This window comes from Streptomyces sp. NPDC018833, from assembly GCF_044390825.1.
Lineage (GTDB): Bacteria > Actinomycetota > Actinomycetes > Streptomycetales > Streptomycetaceae > Streptomyces.
The window spans coordinates 78,660-99,463 of record NZ_JBIRZM010000005.1; the positions used below are offsets into that span (position 1 = coordinate 78,660).

The 20,804-nt window shown below is 71.3% G+C and carries 16 protein-coding genes and 3 pseudogenes; 8 read left to right on the plus strand and 11 right to left on the minus strand.

Going from position 1 to position 20,804, the window contains the following annotated elements; genetic code table 11:
* Positions 1 to 120 precede the first annotated feature (120 nt).
* Positions 121 to 1,158 carry an iron-siderophore ABC transporter substrate-binding protein gene (locus ACH5AF_RS12370; RefSeq protein ID WP_398901536.1) on the minus strand — a complete coding sequence of 346 codons (1,038 nt, stop codon included), beginning with the start codon at positions 1,156 to 1,158 and terminating at the stop codon, positions 121 to 123.
* Between the two features lie 95 nt (positions 1,159 to 1,253).
* A complete protein-coding gene (locus tag ACH5AF_RS12375) occupies positions 1,254 to 2,603 on the minus strand; it encodes a lysine N(6)-hydroxylase/L-ornithine N(5)-oxygenase family protein (protein ID WP_398901537.1) in 1,350 nt (449 codons plus the stop codon).
* A gap of 245 nt (positions 2,604 to 2,848) precedes the next feature.
* Between ACH5AF_RS12375 and ACH5AF_RS12380 the strand changes: the two genes are divergently transcribed.
* Together ACH5AF_RS12380 and ACH5AF_RS12385 are read left to right on the plus strand one after the other, a co-directional pair.
* Positions 2,849 to 3,796: a methionyl-tRNA formyltransferase gene (locus ACH5AF_RS12380; RefSeq protein WP_398901538.1), complete on the plus strand. Its 948-nt coding sequence runs from the start codon at positions 2,849 to 2,851 to the stop codon at positions 3,794 to 3,796.
* Positions 3,797 to 4,018: 222 nt separating this feature from the next.
* Positions 4,019 to 4,705 (plus strand): winged helix DNA-binding protein, encoded by a 687-nt coding sequence (locus ACH5AF_RS12385; RefSeq protein ID WP_398901539.1) that lies wholly within the window; start codon positions 4,019 to 4,021, stop codon positions 4,703 to 4,705.
* A gap of 115 nt (positions 4,706 to 4,820) precedes the next feature.
* On the opposite strand, the gene ACH5AF_RS12390 is transcribed toward ACH5AF_RS12385, so the two are convergent.
* The 4 genes and pseudogenes from ACH5AF_RS12390 to ACH5AF_RS12405 all read right to left on the minus strand — a co-directional run bounded on the left by ACH5AF_RS12390 (position 4,821) and on the right by ACH5AF_RS12405 (position 8,195).
* On the minus strand, positions 4,821 to 5,552 hold the full coding sequence (locus tag ACH5AF_RS12390) for a DUF2470 domain-containing protein (RefSeq protein ID WP_398901541.1): 732 nt from the start codon (positions 5,550 to 5,552) through the stop codon (positions 4,821 to 4,823).
* A gap of 156 nt (positions 5,553 to 5,708) precedes the next feature.
* Positions 5,709 to 6,808: pseudogene (locus ACH5AF_RS12395) on the minus strand (ArsO family NAD(P)H-dependent flavin-containing monooxygenase).
* A complete protein-coding gene (arsB, locus tag ACH5AF_RS12400; RefSeq protein ID WP_398901543.1) occupies positions 6,805 to 7,890 on the minus strand; it encodes an ACR3 family arsenite efflux transporter in 1,086 nt (361 codons plus the stop codon). Before arsB ends, ACH5AF_RS12395 begins: the two are co-directional and overlap by 4 nt.
* Positions 7,887 to 8,195 (minus strand): ArsR/SmtB family transcription factor, encoded by a 309-nt coding sequence (locus ACH5AF_RS12405; RefSeq protein ID WP_398901545.1) that lies wholly within the window; start codon positions 8,193 to 8,195, stop codon positions 7,887 to 7,889. The genes arsB and ACH5AF_RS12405 overlap by 4 nt, the downstream gene beginning before the upstream one ends.
* Positions 8,196 to 8,286: 91 nt before the next feature.
* On the opposite strand from ACH5AF_RS12405, the gene ACH5AF_RS12410 reads away from it, so the two are divergent.
* From ACH5AF_RS12410 to pstS, 4 genes and pseudogenes are all read left to right on the plus strand, one after another.
* Positions 8,287 to 8,700, plus strand: a complete 414-nt coding sequence (locus ACH5AF_RS12410) for an arsenate reductase ArsC (RefSeq protein WP_398901546.1) — start codon at positions 8,287 to 8,289, stop codon at positions 8,698 to 8,700.
* A 216-nt stretch (positions 8,701 to 8,916) separates the two neighbouring features.
* Positions 8,917 to 9,178 (plus strand): annotated as a pseudogene (locus ACH5AF_RS12415) (universal stress protein); the annotation flags it as partial.
* A gap of 35 nt (positions 9,179 to 9,213) precedes the next feature.
* Positions 9,214 to 9,469, plus strand: a pseudogene (locus tag ACH5AF_RS12420) (Glu/Leu/Phe/Val dehydrogenase dimerization domain-containing protein); the annotation flags it as partial.
* 371 nt (positions 9,470 to 9,840) lie between these two features.
* Entirely contained in the window at positions 9,841 to 10,965 is a 1,125-nt protein-coding gene (pstS, locus tag ACH5AF_RS12425) for a phosphate ABC transporter substrate-binding protein PstS (protein WP_398901547.1), read from the plus strand.
* Between the two features lie 107 nt (positions 10,966 to 11,072).
* Here pstS and ACH5AF_RS12430 read toward each other — a convergent pair whose 3' ends face one another.
* From ACH5AF_RS12430 to ACH5AF_RS12450, 5 genes are all read right to left on the minus strand, one after another.
* The gene (locus ACH5AF_RS12430; protein ID WP_398901548.1) at positions 11,073 to 11,627 is read right to left on the minus strand and encodes a DoxX family protein; all 555 of its coding nucleotides are present in this window, start codon (positions 11,625 to 11,627) and stop codon (positions 11,073 to 11,075) included.
* A gap of 198 nt (positions 11,628 to 11,825) precedes the next feature.
* Positions 11,826 to 13,298 (minus strand): bifunctional transcriptional activator/DNA repair enzyme AdaA, encoded by a 1,473-nt coding sequence (locus tag ACH5AF_RS12435; protein ID WP_398901549.1) that lies wholly within the window; start codon positions 13,296 to 13,298, stop codon positions 11,826 to 11,828.
* Between the two features lie 27 nt (positions 13,299 to 13,325).
* Positions 13,326 to 14,564 carry an NAD(P)/FAD-dependent oxidoreductase gene (locus ACH5AF_RS12440; RefSeq protein WP_398901550.1) on the minus strand — a complete coding sequence of 413 codons (1,239 nt, stop codon included), beginning with the start codon at positions 14,562 to 14,564 and terminating at the stop codon, positions 13,326 to 13,328.
* Entirely contained in the window at positions 14,561 to 15,985 is a 1,425-nt protein-coding gene (locus ACH5AF_RS12445; protein ID WP_398901551.1) for an FAD-dependent oxidoreductase, read from the minus strand. The genes ACH5AF_RS12440 and ACH5AF_RS12445 overlap by 4 nt, the downstream gene beginning before the upstream one ends.
* Entirely contained in the window at positions 15,982 to 17,436 is a 1,455-nt protein-coding gene (locus ACH5AF_RS12450) for an FGGY family carbohydrate kinase (protein WP_398901553.1), read from the minus strand. Before ACH5AF_RS12450 ends, ACH5AF_RS12445 begins: the two co-directional genes overlap by 4 nt.
* A gap of 507 nt (positions 17,437 to 17,943) precedes the next feature.
* On the opposite strand from ACH5AF_RS12450, the gene ACH5AF_RS12455 reads away from it, so the two are divergent.
* The gene (locus tag ACH5AF_RS12455; protein ID WP_398901554.1) at positions 17,944 to 18,942 is read left to right on the plus strand and encodes a hypothetical protein; all 999 of its coding nucleotides are present in this window, start codon (positions 17,944 to 17,946) and stop codon (positions 18,940 to 18,942) included.
* 190 nt (positions 18,943 to 19,132) lie between these two features.
* Positions 19,133 to 20,689 (plus strand): amino acid permease, encoded by a 1,557-nt coding sequence (locus ACH5AF_RS12460; protein WP_398901555.1) that lies wholly within the window; start codon positions 19,133 to 19,135, stop codon positions 20,687 to 20,689.
* The last annotated feature ends 115 nt before the right edge of the window (positions 20,690 to 20,804 follow it).

Genomic DNA, 20,804 nt, shown 5'->3' on the forward strand with positions numbered 1-20,804 from the left:
GATGAGTCGTGGTGTGGCGGTGCGTGCCACGCCCGCCCGGCGGGAGACGGCCACCGGGCGGGCGTGAGGTGGAGGTGGAGGTGGAGGTGGCTACAGCGTGCGGGAGACGCTGTGGCGCTCCTACTTGATGGCCTCGAGCATCGGCACGACCTGGTCGATGGCGTACGGGATCGACAGCACCGTGTTGAAGGAGAGCGCGGCGCCGATGTCCGGGCTGTCGTACGGCAGGAACAGGTCCCGCTTCTCCTGGTGCACCTTGGTCTTCTTGTAGAGCGGGTCGGCCTTCATGACCTTCTCCGTCTCAGGAGTACCCAGCCACACCGTCCGGTCGGCCTCCATGACGTCGAAACGCTCCGAGCTGAGGTCGGCGATGTTCTCCTTGCCGAGCGCCTTGCGGTACGCCTCGGAGGTGGTGAAGCCCATCTCGCTCAGGAAGATGACCTTGGGGTCCTTGGGCGAGAACGCGGAGAACTTGCCCGGCTCGTAGGGCTCCCCGACGGTGACCGTCTTGCCCTTCCACTCGGGGTGCTTGTCGCGGACGGCCTTGAAGCGCGCGTCGATGCCGGCGATCAGCTTCGCGGTCTCGGCGTCCTTGCCGAGCGCCTTGCCGATCTGCTTGGTCATGACCTGCCACGGCGCCTGGTAGTCCTCGTGCCCCTTGGGCTGGGCAACCACCTTGGCGATCTTGGACAGCGTGTCGTACTGCTCCTTCTTCATGCCCGAGTACTGGGCCACGATCAGATCCGGCTTGAGCGCCGCGATCTTCTCCATGTTGTACTCGTCACGCTCGCCCACGATCTGCGGCGGCTTGGCACCCCAAAGGTCCTTGGCCCACGGCCACTTGCCGTACGGCTGCTCCTTGAACCAGTCCACCGAACCGACCGGCTTGACGCCCAGCGCCAGCACCGCGTCCTGGTCGGACAGGCCGAGGGTGACGACCTTCTTCGGCTCCGACTCGATCGTCGTGCTGCCGTACTTGTGCTCGACCGTGACAGGGAAAGCCGCCGACTTCGCGCTCTCCTGCCCGGACGGCTTGGCATCGCTCTTGTCGTCGCCGCCACCACAGGCGCTCAGCACCAGCGCGGCGACTGCGGCCACAGCCACGCGGGGGATCTGTCTGACGATCCTCGTCAGACCGGGGCGTGTACCAACGGACACGGGTGTTTCCTTTCACGGGGGATTCACGGTGCGCGTCACATCCGCCCGATGGCCGACGACCACCGGGCAGGCGGGACTGTGGGGGGAGGCTTGAATCAGAGGGTCGAGCCGATCTCGTCGACGGCGTGCCGGGATCCGGTGACCGGCTCCTGACCCCGGTCGATGATCGACTGAAGGATGTCGCCGACCCTGACAGCGGTGTTCGACAGCAGCGACGACGTGATGCCGTGCGTGTGCTCGGTACCGCCCTGCAGGTAGATGCCGCACTGCAGTTCGGGATCGGTCTCGATGCGGTAGTCACGCTCGACGCGGACGCGGCCGTCGTCGTCGCGGTGGCAGTACGCCTCGACATCACCGAGGAGCCCGAGGGCATCGGCCGACCGGTACCCGGTGGCGTAGACGACGACATCGGCGTCCAGCGGGGTCTTCTCGCCGGTGACCAGCGACTCGACCGTCGTACGGACCTTGTCGGGGGTCTCGACGACATCGGTGAGCCGGGACACCTTGAGGAACCGCAGACGCTGCGTACCGAGGACCTTCTCCTGGTACTCCTGCCGGTAGAGGTCGTCGATCAGGTCGATGTCGACCACGGAGTAGTTCGTGTTGCCGTGGTAGTCGATCAGCTTGCGCTTGACGTCTTCAGGCGCCGTGAAGAACTCGTCGACCGCTTCGGGGTCGAAGATCCGGTTGGCGAAGCTGCTGTCGTCCGCAGGGCTGTAGCCGTAGCGGGAGAAGACCGCGCAGACCTCGGCCTCGGGGAAACGCCGGTGCAGGTACGCCACGTTCTCCGCGGCGCTCTGTCCGGCTCCGACCACGATGAAGCGGGACGGATCGGCGTCCTTCAGCCCCTCGACACGTGCCAGCAGGTCGGAGTTGTGCCAGATCCGGTCCGTTCGCTCGACACCCTCCGGCATCTGCGGCCGCAGACCGGTGCCGATCACGAGGTTGCGCGCCCGGTGGACGACCAGCTCCGACCCCGAACGGGCCGTCACGTCCACGTACTGCACCACTCCGTCGTGTACGACGGGCTGCACGGCGACGACCTCGTGGCCGTAGGACACCATGTCGTCCACCTTGGCCGCGGCCCACTCGAAGTAGTCGTGGAACTCCACGCGCAGGGGGAAGAGGTTCTTGTGGTTGATGAAGTCGATCAACCGCCCCTTGCTCTTCAGGTAGCACAGGAAGCTGTACTCGCTCGCCGGATTGCGCAGCGTCACAAGGTCCTTGAGGAAGGACACCTGCATGGTGGCGTCGTCGATCAGCATGCCGCGGTGCCAGCCGAAGTGCGGTTGCCGCTCGAAGAAGTGAGCAGTGACCGCCTCCTCCCTTCCGACGCTTGCGTTGTGCTCGCTGAGCGCAATCGCCATGGCCACATTGGACGGCCCGAAGCCGATGCCTATGAGGTCGTGGATCAGAGGTGCGTCGTCAGGAAGACCCTGTGACATGTCACTCCCATCGTGCGGGGCAGCCGTTTGTCAGGCGTTGGGGAACGTCAGCAGGGCACACCGAAAAGCGGCGGCCGAGCGGAACTTAGGTAAAGCTAACCTGATCTGGGGAGCCCTGTCGACCGGACAAAACGGACAAGCGGTGGACCATGGGCGCGAACGCCGCCCACATCGGGCCTCGTTGCACCGTTAGGTAAGGCTTGCTTTACTTAACGCTGATCCATCACCGCTCTGAGGAGGAACCCATGCGGGTCGTCATGTTCGGTTATCAGACCTGGGGGCATCGGACCCTGCAAGCCCTCCTGGACTCCGAACACGACGTCGTGATGGTGGTGACACACCCCAAGAGCGAGCATGCGTACGAGAAGATCTGGAGCGACTCGGTCGCCGACCTCGCCGAAGAGCACGGCGTGCCCGTACTGATCCGCAACAGGCCCGACGACGAGGAGCTGTTCACCCGGCTCAAGGACGCGGACCCGGACATCATCGTGGCCAACAACTGGCGGACGTGGATTCCCCCGCGCATCTTCGGCCTGCCCCGCCACGGCACCCTGAACGTCCATGACTCGCTGCTGCCGAAGTACGCCGGCTTCTCGCCGCTGATCTGGGCGCTGATCAACGGCGAGCGTGAAGTCGGCGTCACCGCGCACATGATGGACGACGAGCTCGACGCCGGCGACATCGTGCTCCAGCACGCGGTGACGGTCGGGCCGAAGGACACCACCACCGACCTGTTCCACAAGACGGTCGACCTCATCGCCCCGGTCACGACCGGAGCGCTCGACCTCATCGCGTCCGGGCGCACCGACTTCACCAAGCAGGACCGCTCCCAGGCGAGCTTCTTCCACAAGCGGTCCGCCGAGGACATCCGCATCGACTGGAACTGGCCGGCGGAAGACCTCGAGCGCCTGATCCGTGCCCAGTCCGCCCCGTACCCGAGCGCCTTCACCTTCCACAAGGGCAAGCGACTGGAGATCCTGGCGGCGTTCGTGTCCGAGGGCCGCTACGGCGGCACTCCCGGCCGCATCTTCTACCGCGAAGGCGACGGTGTGGTGATCGTCTCCGGAGCCGACGCCCGCACCGGCCGCAACCACGGCCTCGCCATCACCCGGATACGCACGGAAGACGGCGAGGAGATGCCCGCGACCGACTACTTCACCTCGATGGGCGGCTACCTCACGAGCCGTCCCTGACCGCGTTCGGCCGAAGAGTCCGCCGGCGCCCCACTACGGCCCTGGGGCTGACGGCCGTCATCGCCGTGTGGACCACCGGTCCACACGGCGATGACGTTCACCTGCACGTGTTCGCGGCCGACCGGCCGAGCCGTCGGCGGCATGCCGCGTGGCAGGCGGGGCAGCGAAACGCCCCCGATGCGGGGCACGTTTTCCCGGCCGCAGGAAGAGAGTGGGAGAGCAATGGAACAGCCGGTCTTCTCAGGGACGGCTCATGACCCTTCGGGGGCCAAGTTCGCCTTCATCGGGTTGTCGAACCTGCCGACCGACTGGGCCCAGGTCCTTCGTGCCATGGCGAACGCCGATCTGACGATCGAGACGGTGACGCCGGAAGGCGCAGAGGTGTTGCGCGCCGCCGTACACACTGCGCCGGAACCCGACGACGAGGACAACGCGTCCGGGCCGCCGCCCATCGACATGGCATCGCCCAGCGTGCTGCGCCTCAACGCCTACCTCATGTACGCGATCGGCAAGGCGGCGCGGCGCAGGCTCTCGGAGAAGTTGACCGCCCGTGGCCAGCGGCTGTGGCATCTGACCGTGCTGGCCCTGCTGGCGGATGTCGGACCGCAGTCCAAGGGCACTCTGGCATCCCGGCTGGACATGAATCAGAGCGACCTGGTCAAGATTGTGAACGACCTGGCCAAGGCCCAGCATGTCGACTGTGTCCGCGACACGGCCGACCGCCGCCGTGTCGTCGTGCGGCTCACCCCCGAGGGGAGGGCGCCACTGAACCGGCTCAACGCGGACATAGCGTCAACGGACGACGATCTTCTGTCCCCGCTGACCGAGGCGGAACGCGCCCAACTCGGCTCCCTCCTGCGCCGCGTGCATCAGCACCTCGCCCTGGCCCCCGTGCAGCGTCGCCCATGAGGACTCCCCTTCCGCTCAGGGCGACGGCGTGGTGGTCGTCACCACAGCCGACGCCCCCGCGAGGGGGGCGCGACCAGGCCTCGTGATCATCGTGACCTCACCCGCGCCGACCGGTTCACGGCCGGATCGGTGACCTGTGCCGACGAGGGCAGGCGCGTGCCGCCGCCAGCAACGTGCGCACCCGGTCACCGGCCTCCGCCGCATCATCCAGCGGCGCCGCGAACGGCAGCCGTACATCGTGTTGCGCGTGTGCGTGCTCGAGTCGCAGCGTGATCCCGTACCGGTCCATGGCGAGAGGAAGCACGCGCAGTACGCCCTGCATGAGCCTCGGGTCCACGAGCCGGGTGAGCAGGGCGACTTCGTCGCTGTGGACGTCGACGAGGTGGGTGAGCATGTCGGCCTCGTGCACGGCAAGCGGGTCCGCGTCGGCAAGGGTGAGTTCGTCGAGCCCGACGGTGACCGTTCCCTCCGCTGTCACCAGCTCGGCATGCGCGATGTCCATACGTACGTCGACGCCAGGCGTCTCGGAAACGGGGCCGGCGGGACCCAGCCATCCGGAGAGCGTCACACGGGCACGCACACGGTCGCGCGCGGTAGTGGGTGCGATGTCGGTGAACTTCAGCCGTGCCGCCACGATGCCGCGGGGCGCGAGGGCGACCTCGGCTGCCAACGCACAGTCGTCCGGCACCCGCAGGCACAGACGCCCGCGCTCGTCCAGGCTGTGCAGCCCGGCCGGCTCGCAGGAGTGCCGGTCCGTGACCACCATCAGGGACCCCGCTGCAGCCACCACGCTGCGAACGCGCTCACCATTGGTGGGCCGAGCCGTGCAGACGTCGGCAGCACCCATCCCGGATCCCCTTTCAGGTTAACTTAGGCTTACCTAAGTTAACCTATCGTGGCTGAACGCACCAGCGGCTCTCGATGGCGTCGCTCTCGGCCGCTTCAAGCGTTGCCGGAGGCGGTGGCCGCCCGGGTCGGGCGCGTCGTGGAACGCTGTCCTGAATCAGACGATTGCGTCGGCCAGGAGTACGGCGAGCTGCCGTGCCGCGTCCCGTGCGGTGCGGCCGACGGCGATCAGGGTGGCAGAGGCGGGTCCGGTCCAGTCTCCGTAGCCCAGCAGGTGCAGGCGCGGTTCGCCGATGGCCTGGGTACCGGTGGTCGGGATGTGCCCGCGCGTGCCCCGCAGTCCGAGGGGCGCGAGGTGGGACAGGGCGGGGCGGAAGCCGGTGCACCAGATGATCGCGTCCGCCTGGGCGCGGCTGCCGTCGGCCCACACGACGCCGGTCGGGGTCAGGTGGGTGAACATCGGCCGCGCGGTGAGGAGTCCGGCGTCGCGTGCCGCGCGTACGGACGGGACGGCGACGATGTCGCCGAGCGAGGCGACGCCGCCGGTGTCGGTGCGGCCTTCGTCCAGGGCGCGGCGGCGGGCGGTGGCGACGTCGAAGAGGACGCGTCCGTCGATGTCGTCGGCCAGGAACCGCGGTTCACGCCGGGTCACCCACGTCGACTCCACCCCGGCAAGGGCGAGATCGGCCGCGATCTGTGCACCGGAGTTGCCCCCGCCGACCACGATCACCCTCCCCCTGGGGCTTCGTCCTGGGGGACCCCCAGACCCGCGAAGTCGCGCGGGCAGCGGTAGGCGACGGTGTGCAGTTGGCGGCCCCGGAAGTCCGCACTGCCGGGGACGGCGGGCAGGAAGGGGCGCGTCCAGCTTCCCGTGGCACTGATGACCGCCCGTGCGTGCCAGGTGCCGGTGTCGGTCTCGACGCGCAGGAACCGGCCGTGACGGTGGACGCCTTGGACCCGCACACCGCGCTGCACCGGGAGTTCGTACCGCTTCTCGTAGTCGGCGAGGTAGTCGACGACGTGCTGTGCGTCGGGGTAGGTCTCGCCGGGCTGCGGCGGCATGAGGCGGCCGGGCAGCGAGGAGTAGGCGGCCGGGGAGAACAGGCGCAGGGAGTCCCAGGTGTGCTGCCAGGCGCCGCCCGGCGTGGACTGCTCGTCGAGGACGACGAAGTCGACGCCGAGGCGGCGCAGGTGGTAGCCGGCGGCGAGCCCTGACTGGCCACCGCCGACGACCACCACATCGGCGTGCTGCGTCACCGCATCGCTGCCGCGAACTTGTTGCGCCAGGCCAGCGACACGTACACCAGCGCGACCAGGACGGGGACCTCGATCAGCGGGCCGACGACACCGGACAGGGCCTGGCCGGAGGTGACGCCGAAGGTGGCGATGGCGACCGCGATGGCCAGCTCGAAGTTGTTGCCCGCGGCCGTGAAGGCCAGGGTCGCGGTGCGGTCGTAGGCGAGGCCGATCATCTTGCCGAGGGCGAACGTGCCGAACCACATCACCGCGAAGTACACCAGCAGCGGCAGGGCGATCCGGGCCACGTCGAGGGGCTGGGAGGTGATGGTCTTCCCCTGGAGGGCGAAGAGGATGACGATCGTGAAGAGCAGTCCGTACAGCGCCCATGGGCCGATCCTGGGCAGGAAGGTGTTCTCGTAGGACTCGCGGCCGAGCCTCTTCTCGCCGATACGGCGGGTCAGGAACCCGGCGAGGAGCGGGATGCCGAGGAAGATGACGACGTTCAGCGCGATCTTCCACATGGAGATGTCCAGTGATTCGCCGTCGCCGAGGCCGAGCCAGCCGGGGAGCAGGTCCAGGTAGAACCAGCCCAGGAGACCGAAGGCGAGGACCTGGAAGACGGAGTTCAGCGCGACGAGGACGGCGGCGGCCTCCCGGTCTCCGCAGGCCAGGTCGTTCCAGATGATGACCATGGCGATGCAGCGCGCGAGGCCGACGATGATCAGGCCGGTGCGGTACTCGGGCAGGTCCGGGAGGAAGATCCACGCGAGGGCGAACATCACCGCGGGGCCGAGGACCCAGTTGATGACCAGCGAGGAGATCATCAGCTTGCGGTCGCCGGTGACGGCGTCGAGCTTGTCGTAGCGGACCTTGGCCAGGACCGGGTACATCATGATCAGCAGGCCGACGGCGATCGGGAGCGAGATGCCGCCGATCTCGACCTTCGCCAGGGCGTCGTCGAGGCCGGGGATCAACCGGCCGAGCCCGAGGCCGAGGCCCATGGCGATCAGGATCCAGACGGCGAGGAAGCGGTCGAGCGTCGACAGCTTCGCGACGACCGACTGATCCTCAGTGGTCGCGGGTGCTTCGGTGCGGGTCACGGACAGGCCCTCTTGTTGTCGGCAGCGGTACGGGCGGACTCGGCCAGCTCGGCGAACTGGCCGGCGAGCGAGGCGATGACGTCCGGACGCAGCTTGTAGTAGGTGAAGCGGCCGCACGGCTCGGTCTCCACCACTCCGGCCTCACGCAGCACTCTCAGGTGGTTGGAGAGGTTGGTCTGCCTGGCACCGGTCTCCTCCACCAGGTGAGTGGTGCACAGGGTCTCGCGCGCGAGCAGGGTCACGATCCGGAGCCTGAGCGGGTCGGCGAGAACCCGGACCAGTTCAGTGTCGACTGACGTCATCATGGGCTGATACTGTCACATCAGTGGAAGCTGACACCACCAGGTGCTGACATCACGCGCACCTGATTTCCTCGTGAGACAAGGCAGACCCCTGATGTCCGAGAAGCCCTCCGTGCTGTTCGTCTGTGTCCACAACGCAGGCCGCTCGCAGATGGCCGCCGCGTGGCTGACTCACCTGGCCGGAGATCGCGTCGAGGTCCGCTCGGCCGGTTCCGCGCCCGCCGACGCCGTGAACCCCGCAGCCGTCGAGGCGATGCGCGAGGTCGGCATCGACATCTCCGCCGAGACGCCGAAGATCCTCACCGTCGACGCGGTCAAGGAGTCGGACGTCTGCATCACGATGGGCTGCGGCGACACCTGCCCCGTCTTCCCCGGAAAGCGTTACCTCGACTGGCAGCTGGAGGACCCGGCCGGCCAGGGCGTCGAGGCCGTCCGCCCCATCCGCGACGAGATCAAGAAGCTGGTCGAGGGCCTGGTCGAGGAGATCGCGCCGGAGAAGACCGCATGAGCGACACCGTGGACGGGATCCGGAAGGTCATCGGCCACGGCCCGCCCACCGAGCCGGAGAAGTCGCCCGCGGCCGTAGGCGTCTGAGCGGCCGGCGCGGTCGCAGCCCGCACGGAAGGCTCGTCGAGCTGGTCCGCGCTTGATGACGGAAGTCGCGGAGGCCGGTGACCTCCGCGACGGCGTTTCACCCGTCGAACTCGCGAGTTCCTGCCGCCCACTGACATGCCGTTCCTGCAATCCCGCCTTCCGGCACGGAGTCGTCGTCGGATTCGACGGGTCGACCTCCAGCGAGAGGGCGCTCGCCCATGCCATCGGAATGGCCAGCAGGTCGGGTTCCGGCCTGATCATCGTCCACGTCGCCAACAAGGCTGCCCACCACGGTCCGGGCCGGCTGCGAGCCGCCCGTCTTCGTGGACGTCCCCGACCACCGCACCAAGGTGCTGGGCCTGGAGCTGGCCCGCGCGGACTACCTGACCGAGCACTCTCCCTCGTCGACGACCAGGGTCCCGAGAAGATCGTCGCCGTCTCCCATCGACGCACCGGAATGAAGGGCGTTCTGGTCATCGACAACACCGCCCGCGGTGTCGGCAAGGGCGGCACGCGCATGGCCCCGACGTCTCCGTCCGGGAGGCCGCCCGCCTGGCCCGCGTCATGACATGGAAGTGGGCGAGCGTCGACCTCTTCTACGGCGGCGCGAAGGCCCGGCATCGTGGCGGACCCGGCCTCCCCCGACAAGGAGGCCGTCCTGCCGGGCCTTCGCCCGCGCCGTGCGCAGGTGGCCTCGGCGCGCAGCGAGGCGAGCGCGGACGGGTCGACGGTGCCGGAGCGACGGTGCTGGAGACGCGGTCGGGGACGATCAGGCCGCCAAGTGGCCGGGCCGGAGGGTGCTTCGTGCCTTCCGGCGACCGGCGCCGGACGCTGCGCGGCTTGTGCATCCGCCCGCACAGGCGTACTTCGCACACCTACGGGTCGCCGCGCCGGCCGCGGTCCGCATCACCCGGCGGCCGGCCGAGCAATCCCCTCCACGCCGGCCTGGAGAGTGATCAACACCTGGGTGATGTCCATTGTTCGCCTTCACGTCACCAAAGGAGCATCGGCGTCGGACAGCATCGGTGTCTCCGACTCAGGGGAGGGAACGCGGGTGCCGCAGCGACGGATCAACCGGCTACGTCAACTCGGCGCGGCAGTCGCGGCCTTGGCCGCCATCGCGTCGTTGTCCGCGTGCGGTGCCGACGCCACCGGTGACACCGACCGGGCCGCCGACAAGGCACCGAGCACCATCGTCTGCGCCCGAAAGGGACAGCTGGCGGCGTCGGGCTCCACGGCGCAGCAGAACGCGATGAAGCACTGGATGCGTGAGTACCAGCAGGCGTGCCCCGGTGTGCAGATCCGCTACGTGGCCATCGGCTCGGGCGGGGGCGTCGCCCAGTTCCTGCGCGGGGCCACGGTGCTCGCCGGCACGGACAGCGCGCTGAAGCCGGACGAGGTCGAGGCCTCGCGCCGGTCCTGCCCGGGCAGCCGGGCCATAGACCTGCCCATGGTCGGCGGGCCCATCGCCATCGGGTACAACCTCGACGGTGTCGACGACCTGGTCCTCGACGCGCCGACGCTCGCCAAGATCTTCGACTCGGAGATCACCACCTGGGACGCCCCCGCGATCCGCCGCCTGAACCCCGGGGCCGAACTGCCCTCGACCCCGATCAGCGCCGTGCACCGTTCCGACGGATCGGGAACGACGCAGAACTTCAACGCCTATCTCGGCGCGGCGGCGCCCGAGCAGTGGCCTTACGAGGCGGAGAAGGCGTGGCAGGCGAAGGGGGGTCACTCGGCGGCGGGCTCCGACGGGGTGGCTGCGCACGTGTACGGCACGGACGGCGCGATCGGGTACTTCGAGCTGTCCTCCGCGGCGGCGGAGAAGATCGCCACGGTCCGGCTGGACACCGGTGCGCCGGAGCCCGTCGCCGTCTCGGCGAAGGCGGCGTCGGCCGGTATCGCCGCCGCGGCGGTGGGTGGCGGAGGCGTCAAGGACCTGACGGTGGAGTTCGACTACGCGACCAGGGCACCCGGGGCGTACCCGATCGTCCAGGTCACCTACGAGGTCATGTGCGACAAGGGCACGCCGGCCGAGGTGCTCCCCGCCCTGAAGTCCTTCCTCACGTACACCGCGAGCGAGGAGGGGCAGAACCACCTGGCGGGGATCCACTACGCCCCGCTGCCCGACGCGCTGGCCGCGCGGGTACGGGACGTCGTGGCGAGCCTCTCCTGACCGACGGGCCGCAACCGCCCGCGCGCGGCGGTTCGTTCGTCCCAGGTTCACCGCAGCGGGTCACTCGTCGCAGGGGGTCTCGTCGCAAGGGGTCTCGTCGCAGCGGGTCACTCGTCGTAGGGGTCCTCGTCCTCCGCGTCCGGGTCCGCCACCGCCGCTGCCTGGTCCTTGGCTCGCTTGCCGACGACGGCGGCCGCCGCGAGTGCGCTGGCGAGGAAAGCGGCGGCGACCGTCCACGGCCGGTCGAAGCGGTGGCCCGTGACATGGTCGAGGGAGTAGCGGCCGGGGCCCACGACACCGATGCTCGCCGCGGTGAATCCGAGGAACGCCGGGTACTCGAAACCGCCCGACTGCGCGAAGAAGCCCGCCGGCGCGTGCACGGAGACGGCTCCGGCCATGTTCCCCGCCGCGGCGGCACCGGCGGCCGGGGTGGCGAGACCGAGGGCCAGCAGTACGCCTCCGCCGGTCTCGGCGAGACCCGCGGCCAGTGCGCTCCCCTTGGGCGGGTGGAAGCCCATCGCCTCCATTCCCTTGGTCGTGCTCTCCAGGCCGCCTCCCCCGAACCAGCCGAAGAGCTTCTGCGTGCCGTGGGCGGCGAGCACGGCGCCGGTGCCGACGCGCAGGACGAAGAGTCCGGCGTCACGGCGGTTGAACGGGGTCATGGCTGCTCCCGGTGCGGATGACATGGGGACTGGGATGGGGCGACCGACATGGGCGACGTCATCCACTCTGGGCCCGACGAGCTCACGGGTCGCTGCGTTGCTGAACCGAACGGGTGACAGCACGGCCGTGGCCGGTTGCCGCCCCCGGGCCCACGGCGGAGCCAGGCGGCGCTCAACACCGGGCCGCGGCACGCTCCTTCACCTCTTCGGGCACGGCTCCCGTTCGGTGCGTCCGGCGGCCGCGGCCGCCTGGGCGGGACGGCGCAGCGCCAGGTACCGCATCGCGTACGACCTCCACGGGCGCCAGCGGTCCGGGTGGGCACCGGGCGGGACCGCCGGGCTGTCCGGCAGCAGGACGTCCGGATCGCCGAGGGCATGGGTGCGGATGCGGGCGGCGGTCGTGGCGTCGATGCCGGGGAGGGCGAGCAGGCGGCGCTCGGTCTCCTCGCGGTCCGCGCCCGGATCGAGCGCGAGGACGCCGGAGGCGAGGGCGCCGGCCAGGGCGCGCAAGGCGGGCGGTCCCGCCTCGGTGAGGCTCTCGGCGCGGGGGAAGAGATGGGTCAGTCCCCCGCTGGGGACGCACAGCCGCTCGCCGTATGCCACCACCAGGCCCGCGGCGGAACCGCCGGCGACGGCACGGAGCGCGGCTTCGTGCGGGTCCGGTGTGCCGGGGACGCGCAGCCCGGGCCGGGCCGCGACCAGCGGGGCGAGGACCGGGTCGGCGCCGAGGCGTTCGCCGACCGCGTACGGATCGGCGTCCAGGTCGAACACGCGGCGCACGCGCTGCGTCGCGGTGGTCAGGTCGCGCGGGTCGGCGAGGTGCAGGCGGCACTCCAGCCAGCCTCCCCGACCCGGCCGTTCGGACACCTCCGCGACGGCGGGACCGCCGGGCAGGCGCAGGGTGCGCCGGTAGGTGCGGGAGCCGTTCGTGCCGACGACCTCCTCGACACCGGGGATCGCCCGGTCGGCCAGGTGGTCGAACAGGTCCTCGGCGGCGTACGGGCCCCGGTGGGCGAGCCGCAGCGGGACGCCCGCCCCGCGGCCCGGCGCGAGAGTCCGGCCGGGGCGTCGGGAGCGCAGTTCGCTCGGGGTCGCGGCGTAGATCTCGCGGATGGTGTCGTTGAACTGCCGCACGCTCGCGAACCCGGCCGCGAACGCGATCTCCGCGGCCTGCAGCGTGGTCGTCTGGAGCAGGACACGCGCGGTGTGACCGCGCTGTGCGCGGGCCAGAGCGATGGGGCCTGCGCCGAGTTCGGCGTTGAGCTGGCGCTGGACCTGGCGGGCGCTGTAGCCGAGCCGGGCGGCGAGTCCGGCGACGCCCTCGCGGTCCACGACGCCGTCGCCGATGAGCCGCATGGCGCGGCCGACGACATCCGCGCGGACGTTCCACTCGGCGGAGCCGGGCACGGCGTCGGGGCGGCAGCGGCGGCAGGCCCGGTATCCGGCGCGCTGGGCGGCAGCGGCGGTGCGGAAGAACGACACGTTACGGCGTTTGGGCGTGACCGCAGGGCAGCTGGGGCGGCAGTAGATGCCGGTCGTCGAGACGGCGAAGAAGAAGACACCGTCGAAGCGGGCGTCACGGCTGCTGACCGCCTGGTACCTGCTGTCCTCCATCCGGATGTCATCGGTGCGCTCCGCGGGATGTCCGGTCCCGCTGACGTCGAGGGTCATACGGCCAGTATCAGTGGCTCCCCGGCCCTACGGCTGGCGGAAATCGGACATGGCGCTGACCTTCACCGCGCCGCCGCCGCGGTCCACCTCGGCGAGCCAGCCCGCCCGCAGCCCGATGGCGCGGCCGGGCACGGCGGTGCCGGGCAGCGGCTGCCGGTCCAGCAGCCGCCCGTCCTGTTCGACGACGAGGACCGCGCGGGGCAGCCGTTCGGCGGTGCGCACCAGGAAGCGGTCGTGCGGCGGCGGCGGACCGGCGGCGGTGACGAGGTTCGGGGTGATCCGCAGCAGCGGTGCCTCGCACAGGACGGGCGGGCCGGCGTCGGGCCAGGGTCTGTCACCTCCGAGGAACCGCAGCACGGCCGTGGCGGCGTGCCGTCCCTCGGCGGCGGCCGTGGCGGCGGACTCGACGCCGCGCAGCAGGTTGCCGGCGGCGAAGACGCCGGGCCGCGCGGTGCGCAGGGCGGTGTCGACGGCCGGGCCCCGGGTGGCGGGGGCGAGCGGCACGCCGCCGCGCCTGGCCAGTTCGTGGTCGGGGATCCAGTCGCCCGTGAGGACCACCGTGTCGCAGGCGACGAGCCGCAGGGCGCCGTCCGGGCCGATGAGCCGTACGCCGGTGAGCCGGCCGTGGCCGGTCAGCTCGGCCACCGTGGTGCCGGTGAGGACCGGGACGCGATGGCGCGGCGACTGCAACGGGCCGTGCGCCCGGTCGGTGACCAGCGCGACGACCTGGGTGCCGGACACCCGCAGGGTGCGGACGGCGGTCAGCGCGACGGGGTCGGCGCCGACGACGACGGCGCGGCTGCCGACGCGGCGCCGGTAGCGGTGCACGGACTGCTGGAGTTCACCAGTGGTGAGAACGCCCTCGGGCCGGGTGCCGGGGATCAGGCGGGCGCTGCGGGGACGTTCACGGGCGCCGGTGGCGAGGACGACGGCCCGCGCGGTGACGCGTTCCAGCCCGGTGGGCGTCGTGAGGTCGAGTGTGCGCGGACCTGCCCAGTCCGTGACGGTGGCGGAGGTGCGCAGGACGGCTCCGGCCGCTGTCGCGGCGTCGGCGAGGTCACAGGCGTAGGAGGGTCCACCGACCGGCCGGTGGGGCGGGCCGAAGCCCCGGTGGGGGCAGTGGCGGGGGGCGCCTCCGGGATGTTCCTCGCGCTCGACGGCCTCGACGCGGCCCGCGCCGTGAGCGGCGAGCCGCGCGGCCGCGGCGAGTCCGGCGGGGCCCGCGCCGACGACCAGGACGTCGACGGTCCGATCACGGCGGCTCATCGGGCTGCTCCGCCCGCGGCGTCGGGGGTGCGGCGGGCGTCGAACAGGGCGCGGACCGCCGCCCCGCAGAAGAAGCCCTGGCAGCGGCCGCCGCGGGCGCGGGTGCGGCGCCGCAGTCCGTCGAGTGACGCCGGGGGGACGGTGGCGGCGAGGGCGTCGCGGATCTCGCCGCGGGTGACGCGCTCGCAGTGGCACACGACCGTGCCGTATTCGGGGTCGGCGGCGATCAGGTCGGCCCGCTGGTACGGGCGGGGGGACGCCTCCCCGATGTTGGGCATGCGCACGGGGTCCAGGGGCCGCGCGGGCCCGAGGTCGAGTCCGGCGTCGCGGAGCAGTCCGACGACGTATGCGGCGATGGCCATGGAGGCCGTCAGGCCGGTGGAGCGGATGCCGCCGACGGTGACGTACCGCTGCCCGGGACGTGACTGGATGCGGTAGTCCTCGTGCTCGGTGGCGGCGCGCAGTCCGGCGTAGAGGGCGGTGACCTCCTCGTCGACCAGGTCCGGCAGGATGCGCCGGCCCTTCGCGCGCAGCACGTCGAGGCCCTGCGCCGTGGAGCCCGTCGCCCGCTTGTCGTCGAGGTCCTCCGCGGTGGGGCCGAGCAGGACGTTGCCGTACACGGTCGGTGCGACGAGGACGCCCTTGCCGAATGCGGTGGGCACGGGCAGCAGGATGTGGCGGACGAGGGTGCGGGCGAGCTTGTCGTAGACGATCAGCTGGCCGCGGCGCGGGGTGACGGTGAAGTCGTCGTGGCCGAGCCGCCGGTCCAGCTCGTCGGCGTGCAGCCCGGCCGCGTTGACGAGGTAGCGGGCGCGTAACGGACCGCGGCCGGTGGAGAGTTCGTGGTACGCGCCTTCGCTGACGGACCGGACCCGGCAGTTGAGGTGGAGCCCGACTCCCGCGCGTACGGCCTGGGTCGCGTAGGCGAGTGTCGTCGTCCAGGGACAGATGATCGACTCGCCGGGGACCTCCAGAGCGCCGAGCGCGCCGGGCCCGAGCCGAGGTTCACTGCGGTACGTCGCGGCGGCGTCCAACAGGCGGGTGTCATGACAGCCGTTGCGTACGGCTTTGCCGGCGAGCCGGGGCAGGGCGGCGAGCTGCTCCCCGTCCCAGGCGACCAGGAGCGCGCCGACGGGCTCGATGGGGATGCCGCTCTCGGCGGCGTAGGCGGCCAGGCGGTGCTGCCCCTCGCGTACGAGCCGGGCCTCGAGGGAACCGGGGACGGCGTCGAAACCGGTGTGGAGAATGGCGGTGTTGGCCTTGGAGGTGCCGTTGCCGACGTCGTCGCTCGCGTCCACGAGTGCGGTACGCAGCCCGTACCGGGCCAGTTCACGGGCGATGGCCGTGCCGACGACCCCGGCGCCCACGACGGCCACGTCATGGAGGTCGCCGGGCAGTGCGCCGCGGGTGGTGACCGTCATGCGACAGGTGCCGTCGCGGGCGAGCGTGCGAGCAGAGCGTCCACCTCGGCGCGGAAGCCCGCGAGCCGTTCGGCGGCCTCGTCGGCGCCGATCCGCGGCTCGTACACGGCGGACGGCGCCCACTCCGGAACGGCCTGCCGCAGTGTCAGTCCCGGATCGGCGCCGAGGCGGGCCACAGCGGCGACGCCGAGCGCGGTCGCGTCGGGCAACGCCGACACCTCGACGGGACGTTGCAGCAGGTCGGCCTGGGTCTGCATCAGCAGCGCGGAGCGGGTGAGCCCGCCGTCCACCCGCAGCGAGGTGACAGGGCTGCCGAGGTCGGCGGCCACGGCGTCCGTGAGCCCGGACACCTGGGCGGCGATGCCCTCGCACAGTGCCCGCACGAGGTGCCCGGGACCGGTGTCGAGGCCGAGTCCGGTGACCGAGCCGCGCAGATCGCCGCGCCACCACGGCGCGGCCAGCCCGGCGAGTGCGGGCACGAAGGTGACGCCGCCGCTGTCGGGGACGGCGGAACCGACCGGGTCGAGGTCGGCCGCGCCGGAGATGACACCCAGGTCGGTGAGCCAGCGCACGGCGGACGCCGCCGTGTACACCTGGCCGTCGAGGCAGTAGCTGGTGCTGCCGCCGAGCCGCCAGGCGACACAGCTGACGAGGCCGGTCGTGGCGCGCCGGGGCCTCGGTCCGGTCTGCGCCAGCAGGAACGCGCCGGTGCCGAAGGTGCACTTGGCGGTGCCCGGTTCGGTGACGCTCTGGGCGAGGAGGGCGGCCTGCTGGTCGACGAGCAGGCCGGTGAGTGCGATCCTCGGGCCGAACGCGGTGGTGACCCCGACCGGGCCGTCGGCGTCCACGACCTCGGGGAGCCGTTCGCCGGTGAGGCCGAAGATGTCGAGGGCGCGCGGCGACCAGTCGGTGCTGTCGAGGTCGAGGAGCTGGGTGCGGCCCGCGGTGGCGGCGTCGGTGACGAACGCTCCGGTGAGCCGGTGCACCAGCCATGAGTCGCTGGTGGTGACCACGCCGTCGCGGGTGAGCTCGCGGCGGATCCAAGCCATCTTCGGAGCGGCGAAGTACGGATCGAGGGGCAGTCCGGTCAGCTGCCGCAACTCATCGGCATGGGAAGCCAGTTCGGTGCAGAGCGGGGCGGCGCGCCGGTCCTGCCAGACGATCGCGTCGGTGAGCGGTTCGCCGTCGGCGGGATCCCAGGCGAGGACGGTCTCGCCCTGGTTGGCGAGGCCGACGGCCATGACCGGTTCGCCGGCCCGGGCGAGCGCCTGGCGGCCGGCGTCGACGACGGAGGAGAGCAGTTCGCGGGGGTCCACCTCGACACGGCCGCCGGGGCCGTACCGTGGCGCGACCGACGCGAAGCCGCTGCCGATGACGCCCCGCTCCGGGCAGACGACCAGCGCCTTCGTCCCGGACGTGCCCTGATCGACGGCGAGCACAGCGCCTGTCACGGCCACCCCGTTCTTCGCTCGAAGGAACCTTGATCGCTGTGGAAAGAGCGTGGTGCAGGCCGCCGTCCCCGTCAAGGCCCGGCCGGACCTGTGCCCTGATACATCATCAACTCCTTGCCGCCTCGGCATGGTTGAGTAAGATCGGCGCGTCGCGGAAAGCGGAGGGGGACCGGCGCCGTTTCCCCGCCTGACGTGACACCGCCCGACGGCGTCCGGCCGACCACCGGACGTCCGCCCCCGCACGACGGACGGCCGGTGTGTTGCCGGGCGTCCGGTTCCTCCCCGACGGCGGCCGGCCGATCCCGCGGCCGCGCCGTCCGGCGGACGCCGATGCCCGCCGGTGTGCCCGATGCCCACCTGCGGGGCAGGCACGCCTCACCTCCTATCTCCCGAGAGGCCCCATGACCTTCCGTTCACCGACCGAGCCCTGCCACATCAAGACGGCCTCCGGGGCGTCACGGTCGTGCTGAGCGCGCCCCGCACTTCCCCGCGCGGGAGGACGGGCTGATGGCTCAGGGCGAGTTACGGCCCGTGTACCACCCGGCCGGACACGACAGCGAGCTCCGCGCCGCGCTGGAGGAACTGCGCACCGGCCGATGGCTGGCGATGCGGAACCTGCTTGCGGACACCGTGGACTGGGCGGTGTGGACGCAGCGGACCCAAGTGCTGGCCGCGGTGGCCGCCGGATCCGACACGGTGCAGGCCTGGCGCGCGGAGGAGCCGGCGAGTCCCGCCGCAGCCGTGATGCACTGCCGCGTGGTGGTCGAGCGCGCTCTGCGGGCGCATCGCGAGGGACACCACCGCACCGACGAGTTGTGGCACCAGGGCTGGGACGCGTGCCGTACGGCGGCGCACGCCGCGCCCGAGGACCCGGTGCCCTGGGTGTGCCTCCTGGCCCTGGCCCGTCTGGACGAGGGGCAGCGGCTCGAGGAGCACCGCGTGGCCCCGCCGGGCCCGATGCTGTTCCCCGGGCCGTGGGGCCTGCTGGCCCAGGCGCACAAGCGCGATCCGCACAATCGCGAGGCGTACCACCGGATGCTGCAGTTCGTGTACGGCCGCCGGGCCGGCGGGCACCTGTCCGAGGCGGTCAACTTCGTCCAGTGGGCGGTGTCCTCGGCTCCGGCCGGGTCCGCGGTGACGGTTCTCCCGTTGTACGTGCGGGTGGAGCGCTACCGCCGTGAGCACGGCCAGGAGAAGGCTCTCGACCTGCACTGGGTGACCGACGACGCGGCGCGTGACGCGCGGCTGGCGCTCGGCTGGTTCGCTGCCGCGGATCGGGAGCACCGTTCACTGCTGGATCTCGGCCACCTGGCACACGCGCTGTGGGGTGCGCAGCAGTTCGCGGACGCCGGCCCGGTGTTCGAAGCGCTCGGCCCGTACTACACGCCGCTGCCTTGGGCGTACCGCACCCACGATCCCCAGGACACCTCGCTGGCGAAGGAGGTGTTCCTGCGCGCCCGGTCCCGCTGCCTGGCCGCGGCCCGTGAGGCACGCTCCGGTCCGTGAGGCACGCTCCGGTCCGTGAGCCGCACCCTCGAGGGGCACTTCGGCCCAGGAGGCGGGGCTCCCGCCCATGAGCCCGGCCCGAGCGCGGGCGGCACCGGTACGTCCCGCTCGCCGCCGCTCGCCCGCCCGGGCCGGGCCCGAGGCCCTCCCCGTCCCCACCGTGCACCGCCTGTCCCCGGAGGTATCCACGATGTCCACGTCCCGGCCGTCCCCGCAGTCCCCGCTGTCGCCGCCGAAGCGGTCCCGCTCCGACCAGGACCCGCAAAGGGACGAGGAGGAGCGGCTGAAGGAACTCGGCTACCAGCCGGTCCTCGCCCGCCGCATGGGCGGTTTCGGCAACTTCGCGATCAGCTTCTCGGTGATCTCGATCCTGTCGGGCTGCATGACGCTCTACGGCTTCGGCCTGGGTACCGGCGGCCCAGCCGTGATGCTGTGGGGCTGGGCCGGCGTCGGTCTCTTCGTGCTGTGCGTCGGCATGGCGCTGGCCGAGGTGACGAGCGCGTACCCGACGTCGGGCGCGCTGTACTACATGGCCGACCGGCTCGGCGGCCGCAAGTGGGGCTGGTACACGGGCTGGCTGAACCTGCTGGGGTTGCTGGGCGCCATCGCCGGCATCGACTACGGCTGCGCCCTGTTCACGGGCGCCTTCCTCAACCTGCAGTGGGGTTTCGAGCCGACGCCCGGCTCCACGATGCTCATCTTCCTGTGCATCCTGCTGCTGCACGCCACGCTGAACCTGTTCGGTGTGCGGCTGGTGAGTCTGCTCAACTCCGTCAGTGTGTGGTGGCATCTGGCCGGTGTGGCCCTGATCGTCGGCGCGCTGGCGATCGTCCCGTCCGACCACCAGTCGCCCGGGTTCGTCTTCGGCGAGTTCGTGAACGACACCGGCTGGGACAACCCGCTCTATGTGGCCGCTATCGGTCTGCTGCTGGCCCAGTACACCTTCTCCGGCTACGACGCCTCCGCCCATCTGTCGGAGGAGACGTCGAACGCCTCGGTCAGCGCGGCCAAGGGCATAGTCCGCTCCATCTGGGTGTCGTGGATCGCCGGTTTCGCGCTGCTGGCGGGGCTGACCTTCGCCATCCAGGACTACACGGGCACCCAGGAGACCGCGACCGGTGTACCCCCGGCACAGATCCTGATCGACGCGCTCGGTGACGGCGCCGCGTCCGCGCTGCTGCTGGTGGTGATCGTCGCGCAGTTGTTCTGCGGCAACGCGGAGGTGGCGGCGGCGAGCCGCATGGTGTTCGCGTTCAGCCGGGACAACGCGCTGCCGGGCTCGGCACTGTGGCGCAGGGTCAGCAGCCGTACGCAGACTCCGGTGCCCGCGGTGTGGCTGTCCGTGGGCTTCGCCGCCGTGCTGGCGCTCCCGTCACTGTATTCGGCGACGGCGTACGGCGCGGTCACGGCGATCAACGTCATCGGCATCACCCCGGCGTACGCGATCCCGGTCTATCTGCGGCTGCGGGCGGGCGACCGCTTCCGGCCGGGGCCGTGGAGTCTGGGCCGCTGGAGCAGGCCCATCGGCTGGGTGGCCGTGGTGTGGGTGGCGTGTGTGACGGTCCTGTTCTGTCTGCCGCAGTCGAACCCGGTGACGATCGACTCGATGAACTACGCCTCGGTCGCCCTGGTGGCCGTGCTGGTGCTGGCCACGGTGTGGTGGTTCGTCGCCCGGCGCACGTACAGCACACCGGCCGCGTACGGAAACGCCCGTGAGCAGGCGGAGCTCGCGGAGAACATCGTCTGACCGGTCACCGCACCAGTGGCGGGCCCGTCCGCGGTGGACGGGCCTCTCACCCTGGTGCCGTCGCGGCTCACCGGCCGGCCGCGGTGTGCGCCGGAATGACATACGCAGCCGGGGC

Excerpts from the sequence above, each read along its gene's own strand:
- ACH5AF_RS12375 (WP_398901537.1), bottom strand. The coding sequence starts at position 2,603 with ATGTCACAGGGTCTTCCTGACGACGCACCTCTGATCCACGACCTCATA.
- ACH5AF_RS12380 (WP_398901538.1), top strand. The coding sequence starts at position 2,849 with ATGCGGGTCGTCATGTTCGGTTATCAGACCTGGGGGCATCGGACCCTG.
- ACH5AF_RS12385 (WP_398901539.1), top strand. The coding sequence starts at position 4,019 with ATGGAACAGCCGGTCTTCTCAGGGACGGCTCATGACCCTTCGGGGGCC.
- ACH5AF_RS12390 (WP_398901541.1), bottom strand. The coding sequence starts at position 5,552 with ATGGGTGCTGCCGACGTCTGCACGGCTCGGCCCACCAATGGTGAGCGC.
- ACH5AF_RS12405 (WP_398901545.1), bottom strand. The coding sequence starts at position 8,195 with ATGATGACGTCAGTCGACACTGAACTGGTCCGGGTTCTCGCCGACCCG.
- ACH5AF_RS12410 (WP_398901546.1), top strand. The coding sequence starts at position 8,287 with ATGTCCGAGAAGCCCTCCGTGCTGTTCGTCTGTGTCCACAACGCAGGC.
- ACH5AF_RS12430 (WP_398901548.1), bottom strand. The coding sequence starts at position 11,627 with ATGACCCCGTTCAACCGCCGTGACGCCGGACTCTTCGTCCTGCGCGTC.
- ACH5AF_RS12435 (WP_398901549.1), bottom strand. The coding sequence starts at position 13,298 with ATGACCCTCGACGTCAGCGGGACCGGACATCCCGCGGAGCGCACCGAT.
- ACH5AF_RS12440 (WP_398901550.1), bottom strand. The coding sequence starts at position 14,564 with ATGAGCCGCCGTGATCGGACCGTCGACGTCCTGGTCGTCGGCGCGGGC.
- ACH5AF_RS12445 (WP_398901551.1), bottom strand. The coding sequence starts at position 15,985 with ATGACGGTCACCACCCGCGGCGCACTGCCCGGCGACCTCCATGACGTG.
- ACH5AF_RS12455 (WP_398901554.1), top strand. The coding sequence starts at position 17,944 with ATGGCTCAGGGCGAGTTACGGCCCGTGTACCACCCGGCCGGACACGAC.
- ACH5AF_RS12460 (WP_398901555.1), top strand. The coding sequence starts at position 19,133 with ATGTCCACGTCCCGGCCGTCCCCGCAGTCCCCGCTGTCGCCGCCGAAG.